A 16,641-nucleotide genomic window follows, 5' to 3' on the forward strand; every position below is an offset into this window, starting at 1 on the left:
CAAGGGAGACGCGATGAAATTCGCAGACGAACGGCAGGCCGACACTGTTTCGGCACCCCATGAACTGGCGCGGCGAGCCGCGTCGATGTCCGCCCCTCTGGAGGCCGAGGACGACGACGACCCCGAGCACGGCACCGGCCTGGAGCGGTGCACCGTGGTCGAACTCGCCACCATGGGCTTCATGCGCGTCCAGGGCCCGGCGGAGAAGGCCTGCCGCCTGGCCATGACGGCGATCCGCGAAGGGAGGCGCTTTCCGCTGCAACTGGTGATGGTCTGCGAGGGCAGCCTCACGGTGCGGGATCCCTCGGAGCGCAGCGTCACGCTGGGGCCCGACGACATGGCGCTGCTGGACGGCAACGCCGGCCCCACGCTGCTGTCGCTCCAGTTCGTCGACGCCTGGATCATCGGGCTGTCCGACACCCTGGTCGCGCGCTGGCTCCAGGGCAGCGCCGCGGCCACCGGCCATCGGCTGCAGGGCGACCGGGGATGGGCCAGGGTCCTGTCCGCCTACCTGCGGAACTGGGAATTCGAGCAACTGAACGGGCTCATCAGTCCCTTCGAGAAGGAGATCATCGGCGAGCACGTGATGTCCCTGCTGTCGATGGCGCTGGCACACGGGCCCGCGCCGGCCCCCGGCGATGCGAGCCGCGGCACGCAGCCGGCCTGCGCGCGCGACCGCGGCCTGCATGCCCGCATGGTCCAGTGGATCCGCGACAACTACGCCAACCCGGAGATCGGCGTGGCGACGCTGGCCACGCGCTTCGGCGTGTCCACACGCTACGTGCACAAGGTCTTCCTGAATGCGGGAAGCGGCGAGACCTTCCTCGACGCCCTGCGGCGCGAGCGGCTCGAAGCCGCGGCCCGGCTGCTGCGGGCTTCCGCCAAGGGACCGGCCGGGGTTTCGGACATCGCCTACGCCTGCGGCTTTTCCGATCCGGGCTATTTCAGCCAGGTGTTTCGACGCAAGTACGGGATGTCGCCGAGCGACCACGCCAGGCAAGGCGAGCCGGCGCCGGAAGACGCCGGGCGCTGAAGTGAAGCACGCCGGCAGGGGCCGGCACCGTTGAGCCGCGCCCTACTGGCGCGTGGTCGCCGCCCAGGACGCCATGCGATGCCAGGTCGACGACACGAAGCGCGCCGCTGCCTTGCGCTCGTTCGCCAGGTGCCGGCGCCGGATCACGGACTCCAGCGCTTCGGCGACCGCCCCGGCCGTGGCGTCGCCGGCGATCGAGCGCATCCGCAGGTCCAGCGCGATGTCCTCGAGGTCCTCGGGACCCAGGCGCGCGTGGCGCACGTCGTCGCGCCCCATCATGGCAGGGCCGTCCCGTGCGAACGCTGGGGCCAGGCGCGCGAAAAGAAGCCGGGCGCCGCCGCGCGCCACGTGGGAACGTGGAGCGAGCGATCGGCGGCGCGTGGCGTCGGGGCGACGGCGGCGTGCCGCGTCGCGTCGCCAGTGTCGCGCCAGCCGGTCAGCGGGAGGGATGAAACGTTTGCCATGTAATCAATTGTGTTTACTTCCATCCCGCTTCGCAAGCAAAAAGATCACACTTAAGTTAACAAATGCCGTGCGCGGTGCCGGCGGCGGCGGCGCGACGCGGATGCGGCCCGAAATACCCGGCCGGCAGCGCACCCGCGCGGCCGTCCGCGCAGCGTGAAACAGCCGCCAACAATCCGTTGTCCGGATCACACGCATCGCCACGCGCGGCAGGTCAGCTTTGTTGTCAACGGGCCATTGCGCCATGACAATCAAGAAACAATTCATGACCACTACCACCTCGCTTCTCAGCTACTACGAACGCATTACATGCTCTGCGCAATGGCTGGATTTCAACCGCGCGCTGGCCGCCGAACTGAGTGCCGGCCTGCCGCCTGAGGAGAACCGTCGGCTGTTCTTCCGGATCGGCGAGCGTGTGGCGAAAAGCCTGCCGGTGGCCCGCTGCGACACCCTGGCCGAATTGCAGTCGGCCTTCAATGCACGCTGGGAAGCGATCGACTGGGGCTTCGCCACGCTGGAAGAAGGCGCGGAGCAGTTGACGATCGTGCACGCCTGCAGCCCGATGGCGATGGCCTTCGGGCCCGACACCGCCGAGTGGACCGCCGGCTTCTTCGAGGGCGCCTACCAGACCTGGTTCGCCACCCAGGGCTCACCCGCCGAACTCAAGGTGCGGGCCGAGCAGCAGGACGCCGCCGGCGGCCTGCCCACGGTGGCGCTGAAGCTGGGGAGGCTGGCCGCATGAGCGCCAACGACCGCCAGCAGGAAGACGTCGCCGGCTTGTTCCGCAAGTTCGGCGGCGACGCCACGCGCTACAAGGAGTTCGCCCCCGCCGAATCGCCGCGCGCGCAAGGCGCCTGGCCGCTGGTGAACGGCACGCGCGGCACGGCCGAAGCCGCGCCGGCCCCGGCTCCGGTGCCAGCCCCCGCGCCGGTGGTGCCACCCGTGCCGGCGCCCGCCGCCGCGGCGGTGGCCGTCGCCCCGGTGTCGACGCTCGTGGCGGCACCCGCCGCCGAGACCGCAGCGGCCGCGCCGCGCGAACTCGATGCATTGTTCGCCCGCCTGGCCGGCGCGACGCCACCGACCCCCGCCGCAGGCCAGGGTCTGATGTCGCACTGGCGCAGGTCCGGCTGACGATGCAGGTCGTGTCCGTCATTGCCGCCAAGGGAGGGGTCGGCAAGACCACGGTGACTGCCAACCTGTGCATCGCGCTGGCGACCGGCGGCCGCCCGGTGCTGGCCGTCGACCTCGACCCGCAGAATGCGCTGCGCTTCCATCTGGCCGCCGACCCCGGCGCCGGCGACACCGCGGGCCTCGTCGATGCCGAGCGCGGCGTGTGCGGCTGGGCCCAGGCCATGCAGCGCGGCCACCAGGGCGTGGTGCTGCTGCCCTTCGGCGAGGTCGACGACGAGGCGCAGGTCGCGCTCGAAGGCCGGCTCGCCGCGCAGCCGCACTGGCTGGCCGACACCCTCGCCGCCTTCCGGCTGCCGGCCGACGCCATCGTCGTGCTCGACACGCCGCCCGGCCCTTCGGTCTACCTGCAGCAGGCGCTGCGGGTGTCGCAGCTCAACGTGGTGACGCTGCTGCCCGATGCCGGCTCCTTCGCCACGCTGCCGATCGTCGAACGCATGGTCGACAAGTACTGCCGCCCGCGCGCGGACTTCATCGCCAGCACCTATGTGATCAACCAGGCCGATGCCTCGCGCCGGCTCAGCCGCGACGTGCTGCAGACGCTACGCGACGAACTCGGCCCGCGCCTGCTGGGCGTGGTGCAGCAGGACCAGGCCGTGAGCGAGGCCCTGGCCTCGGCCACCACGGTGCGGCACTACGCACCGTACAGCCAGGCCGTCGACGATTTCGCCCACTGCACCGCCCAGCTGCTCGAGCGCTTCGCGCCCGCGGCCGGCGCACACCTTTACCGATGACCGGCATGGCCGCGCCATCGCCTTCCCACGCCAGGCCCCCCGCATGACCTCCCCTGCCGAACCCCACGCCGACGACACGCTGCTCGGCCGCCATCCCCTGCTGCGCGCGGCGGCCTGGCTCGTCACCGGCCTGCTGATGGTGGCGCTGATCATCACGCCGCTGAGCCTGCAGCAGCAGCTCACGCTGTCGGTCGCGATCTTCATCGCGGCGCTGGTGATCAACCGCTTCGCCGGGCGCTTCGGCTCGCTGGCGATGATCTTCCTGTCGGTGGTGGTGTCCTCGCGCTACATGTACTGGCGCCTGACCGAGACCATGGTCATGGACAACCCGCTCGACCTGGTGCTGGGCTTCGGCCTGCTGGTGGCCGAGGTCTACGCCTTCGTGGTGCTGCTGCTCGGCTATGTGCAGACCGCCTGGCCGCTGGAGCGCAAGCCGGTGGCCATGCCCGACGACGTCGACCAGTGGCCCACGGTCGACCTGTTCATCCCCACCTACAACGAGTCGCTGTCGGTGGTGCGCGCCACGGTGCTGGCCGCGCAGTCGATCGACTGGCCGCGCGACAAGCTCAAGATCTTCGTGCTCGACGACGGCCGGCGCGAGGAATTCCGCGTGTTCTGCGAGGCCGTGGGCGTGACCCACGTCACGCGCGACAACAACCGCCACGCCAAGGCCGGCAACATCAACGCCGCGCTGAAGAACACGACCGGCGAGTTCATCGCCATCTTCGACTGCGACCACATCCCCACCCGCTCCTTCCTGCAGGTCGCGATGGGCTGGTTCGGCAAGGACCCGAAGCTGGGCATGGTGCAGACGCCGCACTATTTCTTCTCGGCCGACCCCTTCGAGAAAAACCTCGGCACCTTCGGCACCGTGCCCAACGAGGGCGAACTGTTCTACGGCCTGATCCAGGACGGCAACGACCTCTGGAACGCGACCTTCTTCTGCGGCTCCTGCGCGGTGCTGCGCCGCACGATCTGCGAGGAGGTCGGCGGCATCGCGGTCGAGACCGTGACCGAGGACGCGCACACCGCGCTCAAGATGCACCGCCTGGGCTACAACACCGCCTACCTCGCGCTGCCGCAGGCGGCGGGCCTGGCGACCGAGAGCCTCTCGGGCCACGTGGGCCAGCGCATCCGCTGGGCGCGCGGCATGGCGCAGATCTTCCGCATCGACAACCCGCTGTTCGGCCGCGGCCTGAAGTGGGCGCAGCGCCTGTGCTACGTCAACGCGATGCTGCACTTCCTGTACGGGCTGCCGCGGCTGATCTACCTGACCGCCCCGCTGGCCTACCTGTTCTTCGGCGCCAGCGTGATCCACGCCTCGGCCTCGATGATCTTTGCCTACGCGCTGCCGCACATCTTCCACGCCAACCTCACCAACAGCCGGATCCAGGGCCGCTTCCGCTACCTGTTCTGGAACGAGGTCTACGAAGCGGTGCTGGCCTGGTACATCTTCCGCCCCACGCTGGTGGCGCTGATCAACCCCAAGCTGGGCAGCTTCAACGTGACGGCCAAGGGCGGCCTGATCGAGAAGGAATACTTCGACACCACCATCGCCAAGGCCAGCCTGTTCCTGCTGGCGCTCAACTTCCTGGGCGTGGCCGCGGGCCTGTGGCGCCTGAGCTGGGTCGACTCGGACAACATCGCCACCGTCTGGCTCAACCTGGCCTGGACCTTCTACAACCTGGTGATCCTCGGCGCCTGCGTGGCCGCGGCCAACGAGACGCGCCAGCTGCGCAACGCGCACCGCATCGCGCTGCAGATCCCGGCCACGCTGTACTTCGCCGACGGCCATTCGATGCGCTGCGAGACCTACGACTTCTCCACCGGCGGCCTGGGCCTGGACCTGCCGACCGAGGTGAAGACCGAAGCCGAGGCCGCCGTGACCGTCGCGCTGTTTCGCGGCGACAACGAATTCCGCTTCCCGGCCCATGTGCGCTTCAACCGCGGCAAGCGGCTGGGCCTGCAGTTCGACCCGCTGAGCTTCGACCAGGAGCGCGCGCTGGTCCAGTGCACCACGGCCCGGGCCGACATCTGGGCCGCGCGCTGGGGCAACCACCCGCGCGCCGCGGTGCACCGGGTGCTCGGCCACATCGCGCGCATCAGCGCGATCGGCTTCAAGGACATGTTCGCCCACTACTATCGCGCGGGACTGCAGAAGCTGCGCCCCGCACCCCGTCAGCCGCAACCCGCGGCCGGCGCCAAGGAACCCACCTGATGATGCAGGCCGCTCCCCTTTCCCGTCGTCGCGATTCGCGCACCTGGCCCCGCGCCGGCGCCGTCATGCTGGCCCTGCTGGCCTGGGCCGGCGGCGCCGCCGACCCGGCGCTGGCGCAGCCGCGCCCGCTCCCGACGGCCGCTCCGGCCGAAGGCGCGCCACGCGAGTTCAACCTGACCCAGCTGGGCCTCAACTACGCGGTGCAACTGCGCGGCGTGAGCGGCACCGTGGGCATCCCGTTCAGCGTGCGCGCCGACGAGCTGGTCACCAGCGCCGCGCTGCGGCTGAACTACGCCTATTCGCCCGCGCTGATCCCCGAGCTGTCGCACCTCAAGGTCAGCGTCAACGACGTGCTGGTGGCCACGCTGGCGCTGCCGCGCGAGGGCGCGGGCAAGGCGCAGACCGCCGACATCCAGATCGACCGCCGGCTGGTGACCGACTTCAACCGCATCAACGTCGAGCTGGTCGGCCACTACACGCGCGAGTGCGAGGACCCGCAGCACAGCAGCCTCTGGGCCAAGATCGACGCCTCGAGCACGCTGCGGCTCAGCGTCACGCCGCTCAAGACCGCGAGCGACCTGGCGGTGCTGCCGCAGCCCTTCTTCGACCGGCGCGACGTGCGCCGCGCCAACATCCCCTTCGTCTTCGGCGGCACGCCCTCGTCGGCCACGCTCGAGGTCGCGGGCATCGTGTCGTCCTGGTTCGGCGCGCTGGCCGGCTACCGCGGCGCGACCTTCCCGGTGGCCAGCGACGCACTGCCCGCGGGCAACGCCGTGGTCTTCGCCACGCCCGATACCGCGATCGCGGGCCTCACGCTGCCGGCCATCACCGGCCCCACGGTGACGGTGGTCGACCACCCGCAGGACGCCACGCGCAAGCTGCTGCTGGTGCTGGGCCGCAATGCGGGCGAGCTGCGCAGCGCCGCTACCGCGCTGACGCTGAACGCGCGCGCCTTCAGCGGGAGCAGCGCGACCATCGCCAGCCTGCAGGAGACGCCCGCGCGCAAGCCCTACGACGCGCCGCGCTGGATCGCCAGCGACCGGCCGGTGCAGTTGGGCGAACTCGCGCAGCCGGCCGACCTCAACGTCAGCGGCTACACGCCCGACGTGGTCAAGGTCAACCTGCAGATGCCGCCCGACCTGTTCACCTGGCGCTCGCGCGGCATCCCGCTGGACCTGCAGTACCGCTACACGCCGCGGGTGCGCAACGACCAGTCGACCTTGAACCTGAGCGTGGACGACAACTTCATCGGCTCGCTGCCGCTGCGCACCGCCAACCCCGGCGGCGAACGCTGGTGGAACCCGCTGGCGATCAAGGTGATGGCCGACGGCACCGCCAGCCAGCGCCGCGAGGTGCTGCTGCCGCCGTTGGCGCTGGGCTCGCGCAGCCAGCTGCGCATGCACTACTACTTCCAGCCCGCGGCGGGCAACTGCCAGACGCTGCTGGACAACGTGCGCGGCGCGATCGATCCGAGCTCGACGCTCGACATCTCCTCCTTCCCGCACTACATGGCGATGCCCGAGCTCGCGGCCTATGCCAACAGCGGCTTCCCCTTCAGCCGGCTGGCCGACCTGGCCGAGACCGCGGTGGTGCTGCCCGACCAGCCGGGCACCGTCGACACCGAGACCTACCTGGCGCTGCTCGGCCAGATCGGCAACGCCACCGGCTACCCCGCGCTGCGCGTGGCGGTGGGCCGCGCGGCCAACGTGTCGCAGTGGGCCGACAAGGACCTGCTGGTGATCGGCGACCTGAAGAACCAGCCGCTGTTCACCCAATGGGCCGACCGGATGCCGCTGCAGCGCAAGGCCGAGGCGCGGACCTTCCAGCTCGGCCAGTGGATCGATGACAACCTGCACCTGATCACCGGCACGCGCCAGCGCGAGGACCTGCCCAGCACCACCCAGATGACGGTGGCCGAGGACGGCAGCGACGCGGTGCTGGCCGGCTTCGAATCGCCGCTGCGCGCCGGACGCAGCGTGGTCGCGGTGGTGAGCAACGCGGCCTCGCAGCCCTCGCTGCTCAACGCGCTGATGACGCCCGACCTGCTGCAGCGCGTGCAGGGCAGCACCGCCATCGTGCGCGGCGCCGAGGTCCACAGCGTGCTGACCGGCGACAGCTACTACGTCGGCAAGCTGCCGCCGCTGGCCTGGCTGCAATGGAACCTGTCGCGCAGCCCGCTGGGTCTGGCCGGCGCGGCGATCCTGCTGGCGCTGCTGGGCGCGGCCGCGGCCTACGCGAGCCTCAAGGGCGTGGCCCGCCGGAGGCTGCGCACGTGATGACGGAGGCTTCGCCATGATGCAAAGACGCCGCGCGCTCGCCGCCCTGTCGCTGCTGCCGGCCGGCCTCGCGCTGCCTGCGATGGCCCAATCCTCGCTCGGCGGCTGCATGCCGCAGGACGACTGGCGCAGCTTCGCCGCGCGCCACATCCAGCCGGACGGCCGAGTGATCGACTTCGACACGCCGCAGCAGCAATCGACCTCCGAAGGCCAGTCCTACGGGCTGTTCTTCGCGCTGGTGCACGACGACCGGCGCCGCTTCGAGCGCGTGCTGGCCTGGACCGAGACCAACCTCTGCGGCGGCAGCCTGGCCCAGCACCTGCCGGCCTGGCAATGGGGCCGCAAGACCGAGGGCGGCTGGGGCGTGATCGACCCGAACCCGGCCTCCGACGCCGACCTCTGGATCGCCTACGCGCTGCTCGAGGCCGCGCGCCTGTGGGAGGTGCCGGCCTGGCGCACGCTGGGCCTGGCCTTGCTCGCGCTGGTCGAGCGCGAGGAGGTAATCACCCTGCCCGGCCTGGGCCGCATGCTGCTGCCCTGGAGCCGCAACGTGGCCAGCGGCCCGGTGTGGCGGCTCAACCCCAGCTACCTGCCGCTGCAGCTGCTGCGCCGCTTCCAGCAGGAGAAGCCGACCGGCCCGTGGAAGGAGATCGCCGACAACACGGTGCGCATGGTGGTCGACACCTCGCCGCAGGGCTTCACGCCCGACTGGTGCGCCTGGGCCACCGAGCAGAAGGCCTTCGTGGCCGACCCCGACAAGGGCACGGTCGGCAGCTACGACGCGATCCGGGTCTACCTCTGGGCCGGCATGCTGCATCCGCAGGAGCCGGCGCGCGCCGCGCTGCTCAAATCGCTCTACGGCCCGCGCCGCGTGATCGAGCGGCCGCAGGCGCCGCCCGAGTACGTGGACACCGCCACCGGCGCCGTGCGCGGCACCGGCCCGGCCGGCTTCAGCGGCGCGCTGCTGCCCTATCTCAAAGCGCAGGGAGCGAGCGCCGCGCTCACCGCCCAACAGGCGCGCATCCCGGTCGACCTCGGCGGCACCGCCGCGGTGCCGGCGGCGCCCCTTCCCTACTACGAACGCATGCTGCTGTTGTTCGGACAAGGCTGGCTCGATGGCCGCTACGCCTTCGGCCGCAACGGACAGCTGCAACCCCAATGGAGACCCGCATGCCCTTCCACCCGAACCGCGTGACGCGCCCGCCGCGCGGCGCCGTGCCCGGGGCACGCCGCCCCACCGCCAGCCAGTGGATGGCCTGCCTGGGCCTGGTCGGCGCGCTGTGCGCCAGCGGCACGCTGCATGCGCAGAGCGACGCCAGCGCCGCCCTGGTCGAACAGGGCAACTACTGGCAGAGCATGGGCCGCGCCGACCTGGCCGAGGAGAGCTGGCGCAAGCTGCTGCGCGTGGACCCGAACGCCGCCGATGCGCTCTACGGCATGGCGCAGGTCGAACTCTCGCGCAGCAAGGCCGACGCGGCGCGCGAGTGGATCGCCCGCCTGCGCACCGCGCACCCGACCGACGCGCGCCTGGCGCGCTTCCAGCAGCAGGCGCAGCAGCCCGGCGGCCCGCAGACCGACCTGCAGCGCGCGCGCAGCGCGGCCCAGGCCGGCCGCACGACGGAAGCCATCCAGCTCTATCGCACGCTGTTCGACAACAAGCCGCCGCCGGAACCGCTGGCGGTCGAGTACTACCAGCTGCTGGGCGGCACGCCGCAGGGCTGGGACGACGGCCGCAAGGGGCTCGAGCAGCTGGTGCGCGACAAGCCCGACAACCTCAATTACAAGCTGGCGCTGGCGCAGCTGCAGACCTACCGCGAGCCCTCGCGCCGAGAAGGCATCCGCACGCTGGCCGAGCTGTCGAAGCGCCCCGGCGTCGGCACCGCCGCGCGCGCCGGCTGGCGCCAGGCGCTGATCTGGCTCGATGCGCGCGAAGCCGATGCGCCGCTCTACCAGGCCTATCTCGAAGGCCAGAGCGACCCGGCCGTCTCGGCCCGGCTCGAGAGCCTGACCACCGCGCAGGCCGCGGCCACGCCCGCCTCGCCGGCCGCCCAGCCGCTGGGCGAAGGCTTCCGGGCACTGGACCGCGGCGACCAGGCCACGGCCGAGGCCCGCTTCCAGCAGGCGCTGCGGCTGCAGCCCGGCGACTCGGAAGCGCTGGGCGGCCTGGGCCTGATCCGGCTGCGCCAGGAGCGCTTCGCCCAGGCCCAGGACTACCTCGAGCAGGCCAGCCGCAGCGGCGGCCGCAAGTGGGCCTCGGCGCTGCAGAGCGCGAGCTACTGGAACCTGATCGGCCAGGCCAACGCCGCGCGCGACAAGAACGACACCGCGGCCGCGCAGGCGCTGCTCGAGCGCGCGGTGCGGCTCGACGCGCGCGAGCCCGTGGGCCAGATCGCGCTGGCCGACATCCGGCTCGCGCAGGGCGAACTGGCCGCGGCCGAGCAGGGCTACAAGCGCGTCTACGACGCCAAGCCAAGCGATGCCCAGGCCATCCGCGGCCTGATCACCGTCTACACCCGGCAGGGCCGCGCCGACGAGGCGCTGGCGCTGTCACAGAAGCTCACGCCCGAACAGGCGGCGCAGATCGGCGGCCTGCAGAACGTGCGCGTCGAGCAGGCGCGCGCCCAGGCCCGCCAGCAGAACGAGTCCGGCGACATGGCCGGCGCCCAGCGCACGCTGGAAGACGCGATGCTGGTCAACCCCGACAGCCCCTGGGTCCGGCTCGACCTGGCCAACCTCTACCGCAAGCAGGGCCTGATGCCCCAGGCCCGCGGCGTGATGGACGGTCTGCTGATGTCGCAGCCCGACATGCCCGATGCGCTGTACGCCAGCGCGCTGCTGGCCGCCGACGCCGGCGACCCGGTGGCCGGCCTGCAGTACCTCGAGCGCGTGCCGGCCGCCACCCGCACCCGCGACATGACCCAGCTGCAGCGCAAGCTCTGGGCGCAGGGCCAGACCCAGCAGGCGCTGGCGCTCGCGCGCCAGGGCCAGACCGCGGTGGCGCGCACCCTGCTCGCGCAGACCGAGGCCACGCTGGGCCGCGAGATCCCGGCCGACATCTGGGGCGACCTGGCCACCGCCTACGCCGAGGTCGGCGACGCGCCGCGCGCGCTGGCCATGAGCCGGCAGCTGCTCGCGCGCGGCCCCAACCCGAGCATCGGCGACCGGCTGCTCTACGCCTCGATCCTGATGAAGACCCAGCAGGATGTCGAGCTGACCGCCGTGCTGCGCCAGCTGCAGGCCACGCAGATGACGGCCGCCCAGCGCACCGACTTCGACAACCTGCGCAGCGCCTGGAGCGTGCGCCAGGCCGATGCGCTGCGCGAAGCCGGCAACCTCGAAGCCGCCTACAACGCGCTGGCGCCGGTGCTGGCCGAGCGGCCGTCCGACGTGGGCGTGATGGGCGCGCTGGCCCGGCTCTATTCCGCCGCGCGCGACGAGCGCCAGGCGCTGGCGCTCTACCAGCGCGTGCTGCAGCGCACGCCGATGGACCTCGACACCCTGCTGGCCGCGGCCGCCAGCGCCAGCGCGCTCAAGGAGCACGGCGATGCCGAAAGCTATGTGCTGGCCGCGCTCAAGCAGGCGCCCGACCAGTCGCGCACGCTGGCCGCCACCGGCCGCGTCTACCGCAACGCCGGCGACAACGCCCGTGCCGAGCAGTACCTGCGCGCCGCGGTCATGGCCGAGAACCGGCTGGCCAGCGGCCAGGCCCGCTCGCCGGTGCCGGGCAGCGTCAACGCGCCCGCGGCCAATCCCTTCGCCGGCATGACCGGCGGCGCGCCCTCGGCCGCCGCGGTGCTCAGCGGCCAGGCGGTCGCGGCGCCGCAGCCGGTCGCGTTCCAGGGCGGCGGCGGGGCCTTGCCCTTTGCCGCCGCACAGGGCGCCCCGTTGCCGCCGCTCGCCGCGCAGGGCTACGCGGGCCCGCCCGCCACCTACGGCAACGTCAATGCACCCGGCGGCACCGCCGGGCTGCCCTGGAGCGACCCCGCGGGCACGGCCCGCGCGCCGGCCACCGGCCGCGCCGCCACCACCACGGCCAACAACAGCGCCGCGCGCCGCACCACGGCCGCCACGAACGCCGCCCCCGCGCTGCGCAACGCCCCGGTCAACCCGCCGGCCGCGCCCTTCTACCCGCTGCCCGCGGTGGCCGGCGGCGCGCAGGCCGGCGGCTACGCGCTGCCGCCGCCGCAGCGCGGCCAGCCGCTGATCAACGAGGGCGACTGGAACGGCGCGCTGCGCAACAGCTCGCAGCCGCTCGATCCGCTGCGCTCCGAACTGCAGGCGCTCGAGACCGAGCACGCCACCACCATCACCGCCGGCACCGTCTACCGCAACCGCGCGGGCGAGGCCGGCCTGAGCCAGCTGGCCGACCTGCAGGTGCCGGTGCAGGCCCGCATCCCGGTGGGCAGCGGCAAGATCGTGGTCACGGCCACGCCGACCGTGATCGATGCCGGTCGGGTCCAGGCCGACTATTCGTCGCTGAGCCGCTACGGCGAAGGACCGCTGGGCGCCCTCGCGCAGACCCAGGGCTACGCCGCGCCACCGGGCTCGCAGAACGCGAGCGGCGTGGGCCTGAGCGTGGGCTACGAGAGCAAGACCCTCAACGCCAGCATCGGCACCACGCCGCTGGGCTTCGAGGAGACCAACGTGATCGGCAACCTCGGCTACACGGCCGCGCTCACCGACACCTTCTCGCTCAAGGGCAACCTCACGCGCCAGCCGGTCACCGACAGCCAGCTGTCCTTCGCCGGCACCAAGGACACGCTGAGCGGCGAGCGCCGCGGCGGCGTGGTCGCGACCGGCGGTCGCATCGACGCCACGCGCGACGACGGCACCTACGGCCTCTACGGCTATGGCTCCTACCACGTGCTCACCGGCACCAACGTCGAGGACAACAACCGCACCGAACTCGGCGGCGGGCTGTACATGCACATCCTGCGCGGCGGCAGCTCCACGCTGACCGCCGGCCTGAACCTGGGCGTGATGGCCTACGACAAGAACCTGAGCTACTTCACCTTCGGCCACGGCGGCTACTTCAGCCCGCAGCGCTATGTGAGCGTGGCCTTCCCGGTGGACTGGAGCGGGCGCAGCAACCGGCTGTCGTGGCGCGTCAACGCCTCGCTGGGCGTGCAGTCCTTCACCCAGGACGATGCGCCCTACTTCCCGACCGACCCCGTGCGCCAGCGCGCGGCCTACGTGGCGGCGGCCGCGGCCAAGGAACTGAACCTCACCAACGCCAACTTCACCGGCATGTACGCGGGCGAGAGCCACACCGGCTTCGCCTACAACTTCGCCGGCATGCTCGAGTACCAGCTCGCGCCGCAGCTCTACCTGGGCGGCGCGCTGGGCCTGAGCAACGCGCAGAACTACCGGCAGCTGACCGGCAGCATCTACCTGCGCTACCTGTTCGGGGGGTCGAACTTCCTGGGCAATGCGTCGGCCACGCCGAGCTTCAGCCCGCTGAACTCGCCCTACACGCCGCTGCTGTAGGGCCGGCCGGGCCGGCTCAGGCGCAGTCGGGCGCGCGGCCCCAGAGGGGCGCGCGCTCGTAGTCGCCGATCCAGTCCGGCACCAGCGCCGGCGCCATCGGCTTGGCGATGCCGTAGCCCTGGCCCAGCGTGCAGCCCAGCGCCATCAGGGCGCGGCCATGCGCCACCGACTCCACGCCCTCGGCGATGGCCTTGCGCCCCAGGCCGCGGGCCAGCAGCAGGATGCCGCGGACGATGGCCTGGTCCTCGGCGTTGTCGATCACGCCGTTGACGAAGGACTGGTCGAGCTTGAGCGCCGCCACCGGCAGCCGGCGCAGGTAGGTCAGCGAGGAATAGCCGGTGCCGAAGTCGTCCATCGCGACCGGCACCCCCAGCACCTTGCAGGCCTCGATGAAGACCGCCACGGTGGCGAAGTCCTTGATCGCGGTGGTCTCGAGGATCTCGAGTTCCAGCACGCCCGGATGCAGTTGCGGATGGCGCGCCAGGTGCTCGGCCAGGCGCTCGATGAAATCGGGCCGCTGCATGTGGCGCGGGCTGATGTTGACGCTGACCGAGGTGCTGATGCCCGCCACCTGCCATTCGGCCGCCTGGCGCAGCGCCTCGCCGATGGCCCAGTCGCCCAGCTGCTCGATGAGCTCGTGGTCCTCGACCAGCGGGATGAAGTCGGCCGGCTGCAGCGCGCCGTGCTTCGGGTGCTGCCAGCGGATCAGCCCCTCGAAGCCGATCACGCGGCCGCAGCGCATGTCCACCTTGGGCTGGTAGGCCAGCCAGAATTCGTTGCGGGCCACGCCTTCGACGATGTCGCGCCGCAGCTCCAGGCCTTCCTGCTCGTCCAGCGCCTGGCCGGCATCGAAGAAATGCAGCTGGCCGCCGCCGGCGCGCTTGGCGAAGAAGACCGCATGCTGCGCGTGCTGGAGCATCACCTCGGTCGGCTGTTCGGTGTCGGCCATGAGCGCCACGCCCACGCTGGCCTGCAGCCGGGCCGAGCGGTTCTGCAGCCGGTACGGATGGGCCAGCCGCGCCAGCACCTGCTGGATCAGGTCCTCGCATTGCAACCGGCTGCCCAGCGCCACCACCAGCGCGAATTCGTCGCCACCCACGCGCGCCACGATGGCGTCGTGCGGCAGCGCGGCCTTGAGCCGGCGCGCCACCTCGCGCAGGATGGTGTCGCCGCCCATCGGGCCGAACTGGTCGTTGATGTCGCGGAAGCGGTCGATGTCGAGGTAGCAGACGGCCAGCAGCCGGCCGCCCTCGATGTGCAGGCGCTGGCGCAGTTCCTCGACCTGCGGGATGCGGTTGGGCAGCCGGGTCAGCGCGTCGTGGCGCGCCAGCAGTTCGATGCGCTGCGCCCGCACGCTGCGGCTGGCCGGACTGAAGCTCCAGAGCACGCAGCGATCGTCCATGCGCTCGCCGCGCATGTCGACCACCAAACTGCCGCCCTCGTGCGTGTGCAGCACGAAATGCCGCGCATCGGCCACGCCGCGGGCCGGCACCAGCAGCTCGGCGGACAGCGCGCTTTCCTCGCCGGGCTGCAGTCCATGCAGGTCGGCGAAGGGCAGGTCGGCGAGCGACCCCTGCGGGTAGCCCAGCAGTTCGTGCGCGTCCTCGTCCGCCCAGAGGACCTGCCCGTCGCAGATCTTCAGATGGCCGGCAAGCTGGCGGGTGGGCATGGCAAAGACACGAGGTGCGGCAGGTGGGAGAAAAAGGAGAAAGACAAAACGGTGCGACGAGGGGCGGGATCCATTGTTGACGCAAACCGGGCCGGGCGTGGGGGCGACATGTCAGCGGCGACGGTCGGCGCCATGCGCATCGTAGTGCACCGCCTTGGCCTCGTACATCGCCTTGTCGGCGCGCAGCAGCGCGCTCTCGAGCGTGTCGCCGAAGGCACAGGTGGCCACGCCGATGGCCAGGCTCAGCGAATGGCCGCTGCGCCCGGCGTAGAACTGGTTGTTGAGGTCGACCATGGTCAGGATGCGCTCGCAGGTCACCTGCGCGCCGCGCTCGTCGGTGGCCGGCAGCAGCACCGCGAACTCGTCGCCGCCCACGCGCGCCGGCCAGGCCGGCGCCTCCACCGCCTTGCCCAGCACCTCGCCGACGCGGCGCAGCAGCGCGTCGCCGGCCGCGTGGCCCGACTCGTCGTTGACCTGCTTCAGGCCGTTGAGGTCGATCGACAGCACCGACACCGGCCACGGCCCCTTGCGCGTCAGGCGGTTGAGCTCCTCGGTGTAGAAGGTGCGGTTGCGCAGCTGCGTGAGCACGTCGTGCTTGCCCAGGTACTCGAGGTAGGCCTCGGCCTTCTTGCGCGCCGTGATGTCCATCAGCGAGACCAGCACCAGGTCCCACTCGGCCAGGTGCGCCTCGAGCACGCTGAACTGCATGTGGATGTTGATCAGCTCGCCGTTGAGCGAGTAGTTGATCACCTCGCGGTGCTGCAGCGTCTTGCCGGCCCAGAGGTCCTGCAGCTGCTCGGAGAAGGAGTCCTGCATCTCGTCGCGGAACACGCGCGGGATGTTCTCCAGCAGCGTCTTCTTGCTGTCGGCGGCGAACATGCGCAGCGTCTCGCGGTTGACGTCGATGACGCGGATCTCCTGCATGCAGCGGGTGACGAATTCCGGGTGCACCTTGAGGAAGGTGTTGAAGTCGGTGATGCCGCGCGCGCGGATGTCGTCGAGCAGCCGCTTCACCGCGCTGAAGTCCTCGACCCACAGCGAGACCGGCGAATGGTCGAACAGGCCGCTCGCGTACTGCGAGCTCTGCGCGCGCTCGCGCTCCGCCGTCACTCGGGCCGTGATGTCGTCGAGCGAGACCAGCACCCGGTCCCAGGTGCTCTCGTGGCCCGGCAGCACGCGCACGCGCAGCTGCACGTCGAGCCGGCGGCCGTCGAGCGCGTAGTTGACGGTCTGGTTCTCGACCAGCAGTTCGCCCAGCCACAGCTGCTCGAGCTCGTAGATCACGCCGTCGGCCATGTCGCCGCGGAAGATCCGGCCCAGGCCGGCCAGCAGTTCGTCCTGGTCGGCGGCGGCGAACAGCCGCAGCGTGGTCTCGTTCACGCGCAGCACCTTGAGCGCCGCCATGCAGGCGCCGACCCGCCGCCGGTCGGCCTTGAGGTAGGCCGGCAGGTCCTCCACGCCCTCGGCGCGCCAGCGGTCGAAGAGCTGCCGCAGCCCGCTGTAGTCTTCCAGCCAGAGCGACACCGGCGCCAGGTCGAACATGGATTCGAAATCGGTCGAGAGAGACATGTCTT

At 71.5% G+C, this 16,641-nt stretch carries 12 protein-coding genes; 8 read left to right on the plus strand and 4 right to left on the minus strand.

Translation table 11 applies throughout. The features are described 5' to 3' along the window. The first annotated feature begins 13 nt into the window (after window positions 1-13). Entirely contained in the window at window positions 14-1,033 is a 1,020-nt protein-coding gene (locus tag A9977_RS09395) for an AraC family transcriptional regulator (protein ID WP_183024564.1), read from the plus strand. A gap of 42 nt (window positions 1,034-1,075) precedes the next feature. On the opposite strand, the gene A9977_RS09400 is transcribed toward A9977_RS09395, so the two are convergent. After that, the gene (locus A9977_RS09400) at window positions 1,076-1,312 is read right to left on the minus strand and encodes a hypothetical protein (protein WP_183024565.1); all 237 of its coding nucleotides are present in this window, start codon (window positions 1,310-1,312) and stop codon (window positions 1,076-1,078) included. Between the two features lie 189 nt (window positions 1,313-1,501). Further along, window positions 1,502-1,762 (minus strand): hypothetical protein, encoded by a 261-nt coding sequence (locus tag A9977_RS09405; protein ID WP_183024566.1) that lies wholly within the window; start codon window positions 1,760-1,762, stop codon window positions 1,502-1,504. Between A9977_RS09405 and bcsD the strand changes: the two genes are divergently transcribed. From bcsD to A9977_RS09440, 7 genes are read left to right on the plus strand one after another with little or no spacing between them, the layout of a single operon-like run. Then, window positions 1,761-2,237: a cellulose biosynthesis protein BcsD gene (gene bcsD, locus A9977_RS09410; protein ID WP_183024567.1), complete on the plus strand. Its 477-nt coding sequence runs from the start codon at window positions 1,761-1,763 to the stop codon at window positions 2,235-2,237. The two genes, A9977_RS09405 and bcsD, sit on opposite strands and share 2 nt — an antisense overlap. Then, window positions 2,234-2,626, plus strand: coding sequence for a BcsR/BcsP family cellulose biosynthesis protein (gene bcsR / locus A9977_RS09415; RefSeq protein ID WP_183024568.1), 393 nt, complete (start codon window positions 2,234-2,236; stop codon window positions 2,624-2,626). Before bcsD ends, bcsR begins: the two co-directional genes overlap by 4 nt. Before the next feature lie 2 nt (window positions 2,627-2,628). Continuing rightward, on the plus strand, window positions 2,629-3,417 hold the full coding sequence (bcsQ, locus tag A9977_RS09420) for a cellulose biosynthesis protein BcsQ (RefSeq protein WP_183024569.1): 789 nt from the start codon (window positions 2,629-2,631) through the stop codon (window positions 3,415-3,417). A gap of 43 nt (window positions 3,418-3,460) precedes the next feature. Next, window positions 3,461-5,635 carry a UDP-forming cellulose synthase catalytic subunit gene (gene bcsA / locus A9977_RS09425; protein ID WP_183024570.1) on the plus strand — a complete coding sequence of 725 codons (2,175 nt, stop codon included), beginning with the start codon at window positions 3,461-3,463 and terminating at the stop codon, window positions 5,633-5,635. After that, on the plus strand, window positions 5,635-7,911 hold the full coding sequence (gene bcsB / locus A9977_RS09430; protein ID WP_183024571.1) for a cellulose biosynthesis cyclic di-GMP-binding regulatory protein BcsB: 2,277 nt from the start codon (window positions 5,635-5,637) through the stop codon (window positions 7,909-7,911). Before bcsA ends, bcsB begins: the two co-directional genes overlap by 1 nt. A gap of 16 nt (window positions 7,912-7,927) precedes the next feature. Next, a complete protein-coding gene (gene bcsZ / locus A9977_RS09435) occupies window positions 7,928-9,106 on the plus strand; it encodes a cellulose synthase complex periplasmic endoglucanase BcsZ (RefSeq protein WP_220811629.1) in 1,179 nt (392 codons plus the stop codon). Beyond that, on the plus strand, window positions 9,082-13,398 hold the full coding sequence (locus A9977_RS09440) for a cellulose synthase subunit BcsC-related outer membrane protein (RefSeq protein ID WP_183024572.1): 4,317 nt from the start codon (window positions 9,082-9,084) through the stop codon (window positions 13,396-13,398). Before bcsZ ends, A9977_RS09440 begins: the two co-directional genes overlap by 25 nt. A gap of 16 nt (window positions 13,399-13,414) precedes the next feature. Here A9977_RS09440 and A9977_RS09445 read toward each other — a convergent pair whose 3' ends face one another. Both A9977_RS09445 and A9977_RS09450 read right to left on the minus strand, forming a co-directional pair. Beyond that, window positions 13,415-15,067, minus strand: coding sequence for a bifunctional diguanylate cyclase/phosphodiesterase (locus A9977_RS09445; RefSeq protein ID WP_183024573.1), 1,653 nt, complete (start codon window positions 15,065-15,067; stop codon window positions 13,415-13,417). 111 nt (window positions 15,068-15,178) lie between these two features. Next, complete coding sequence (locus A9977_RS09450; RefSeq protein ID WP_183024574.1) at window positions 15,179-16,636, minus strand: GGDEF domain-containing protein; 1,458 nt, start codon at window positions 16,634-16,636, stop codon at window positions 15,179-15,181. Window positions 16,637-16,641 lie beyond the last annotated feature (5 nt).

The organism is Variovorax sp. UMC13, assembly GCF_014170375.1.
Classification (GTDB): Bacteria; Pseudomonadota; Gammaproteobacteria; order Burkholderiales; family Burkholderiaceae_C; genus Variovorax.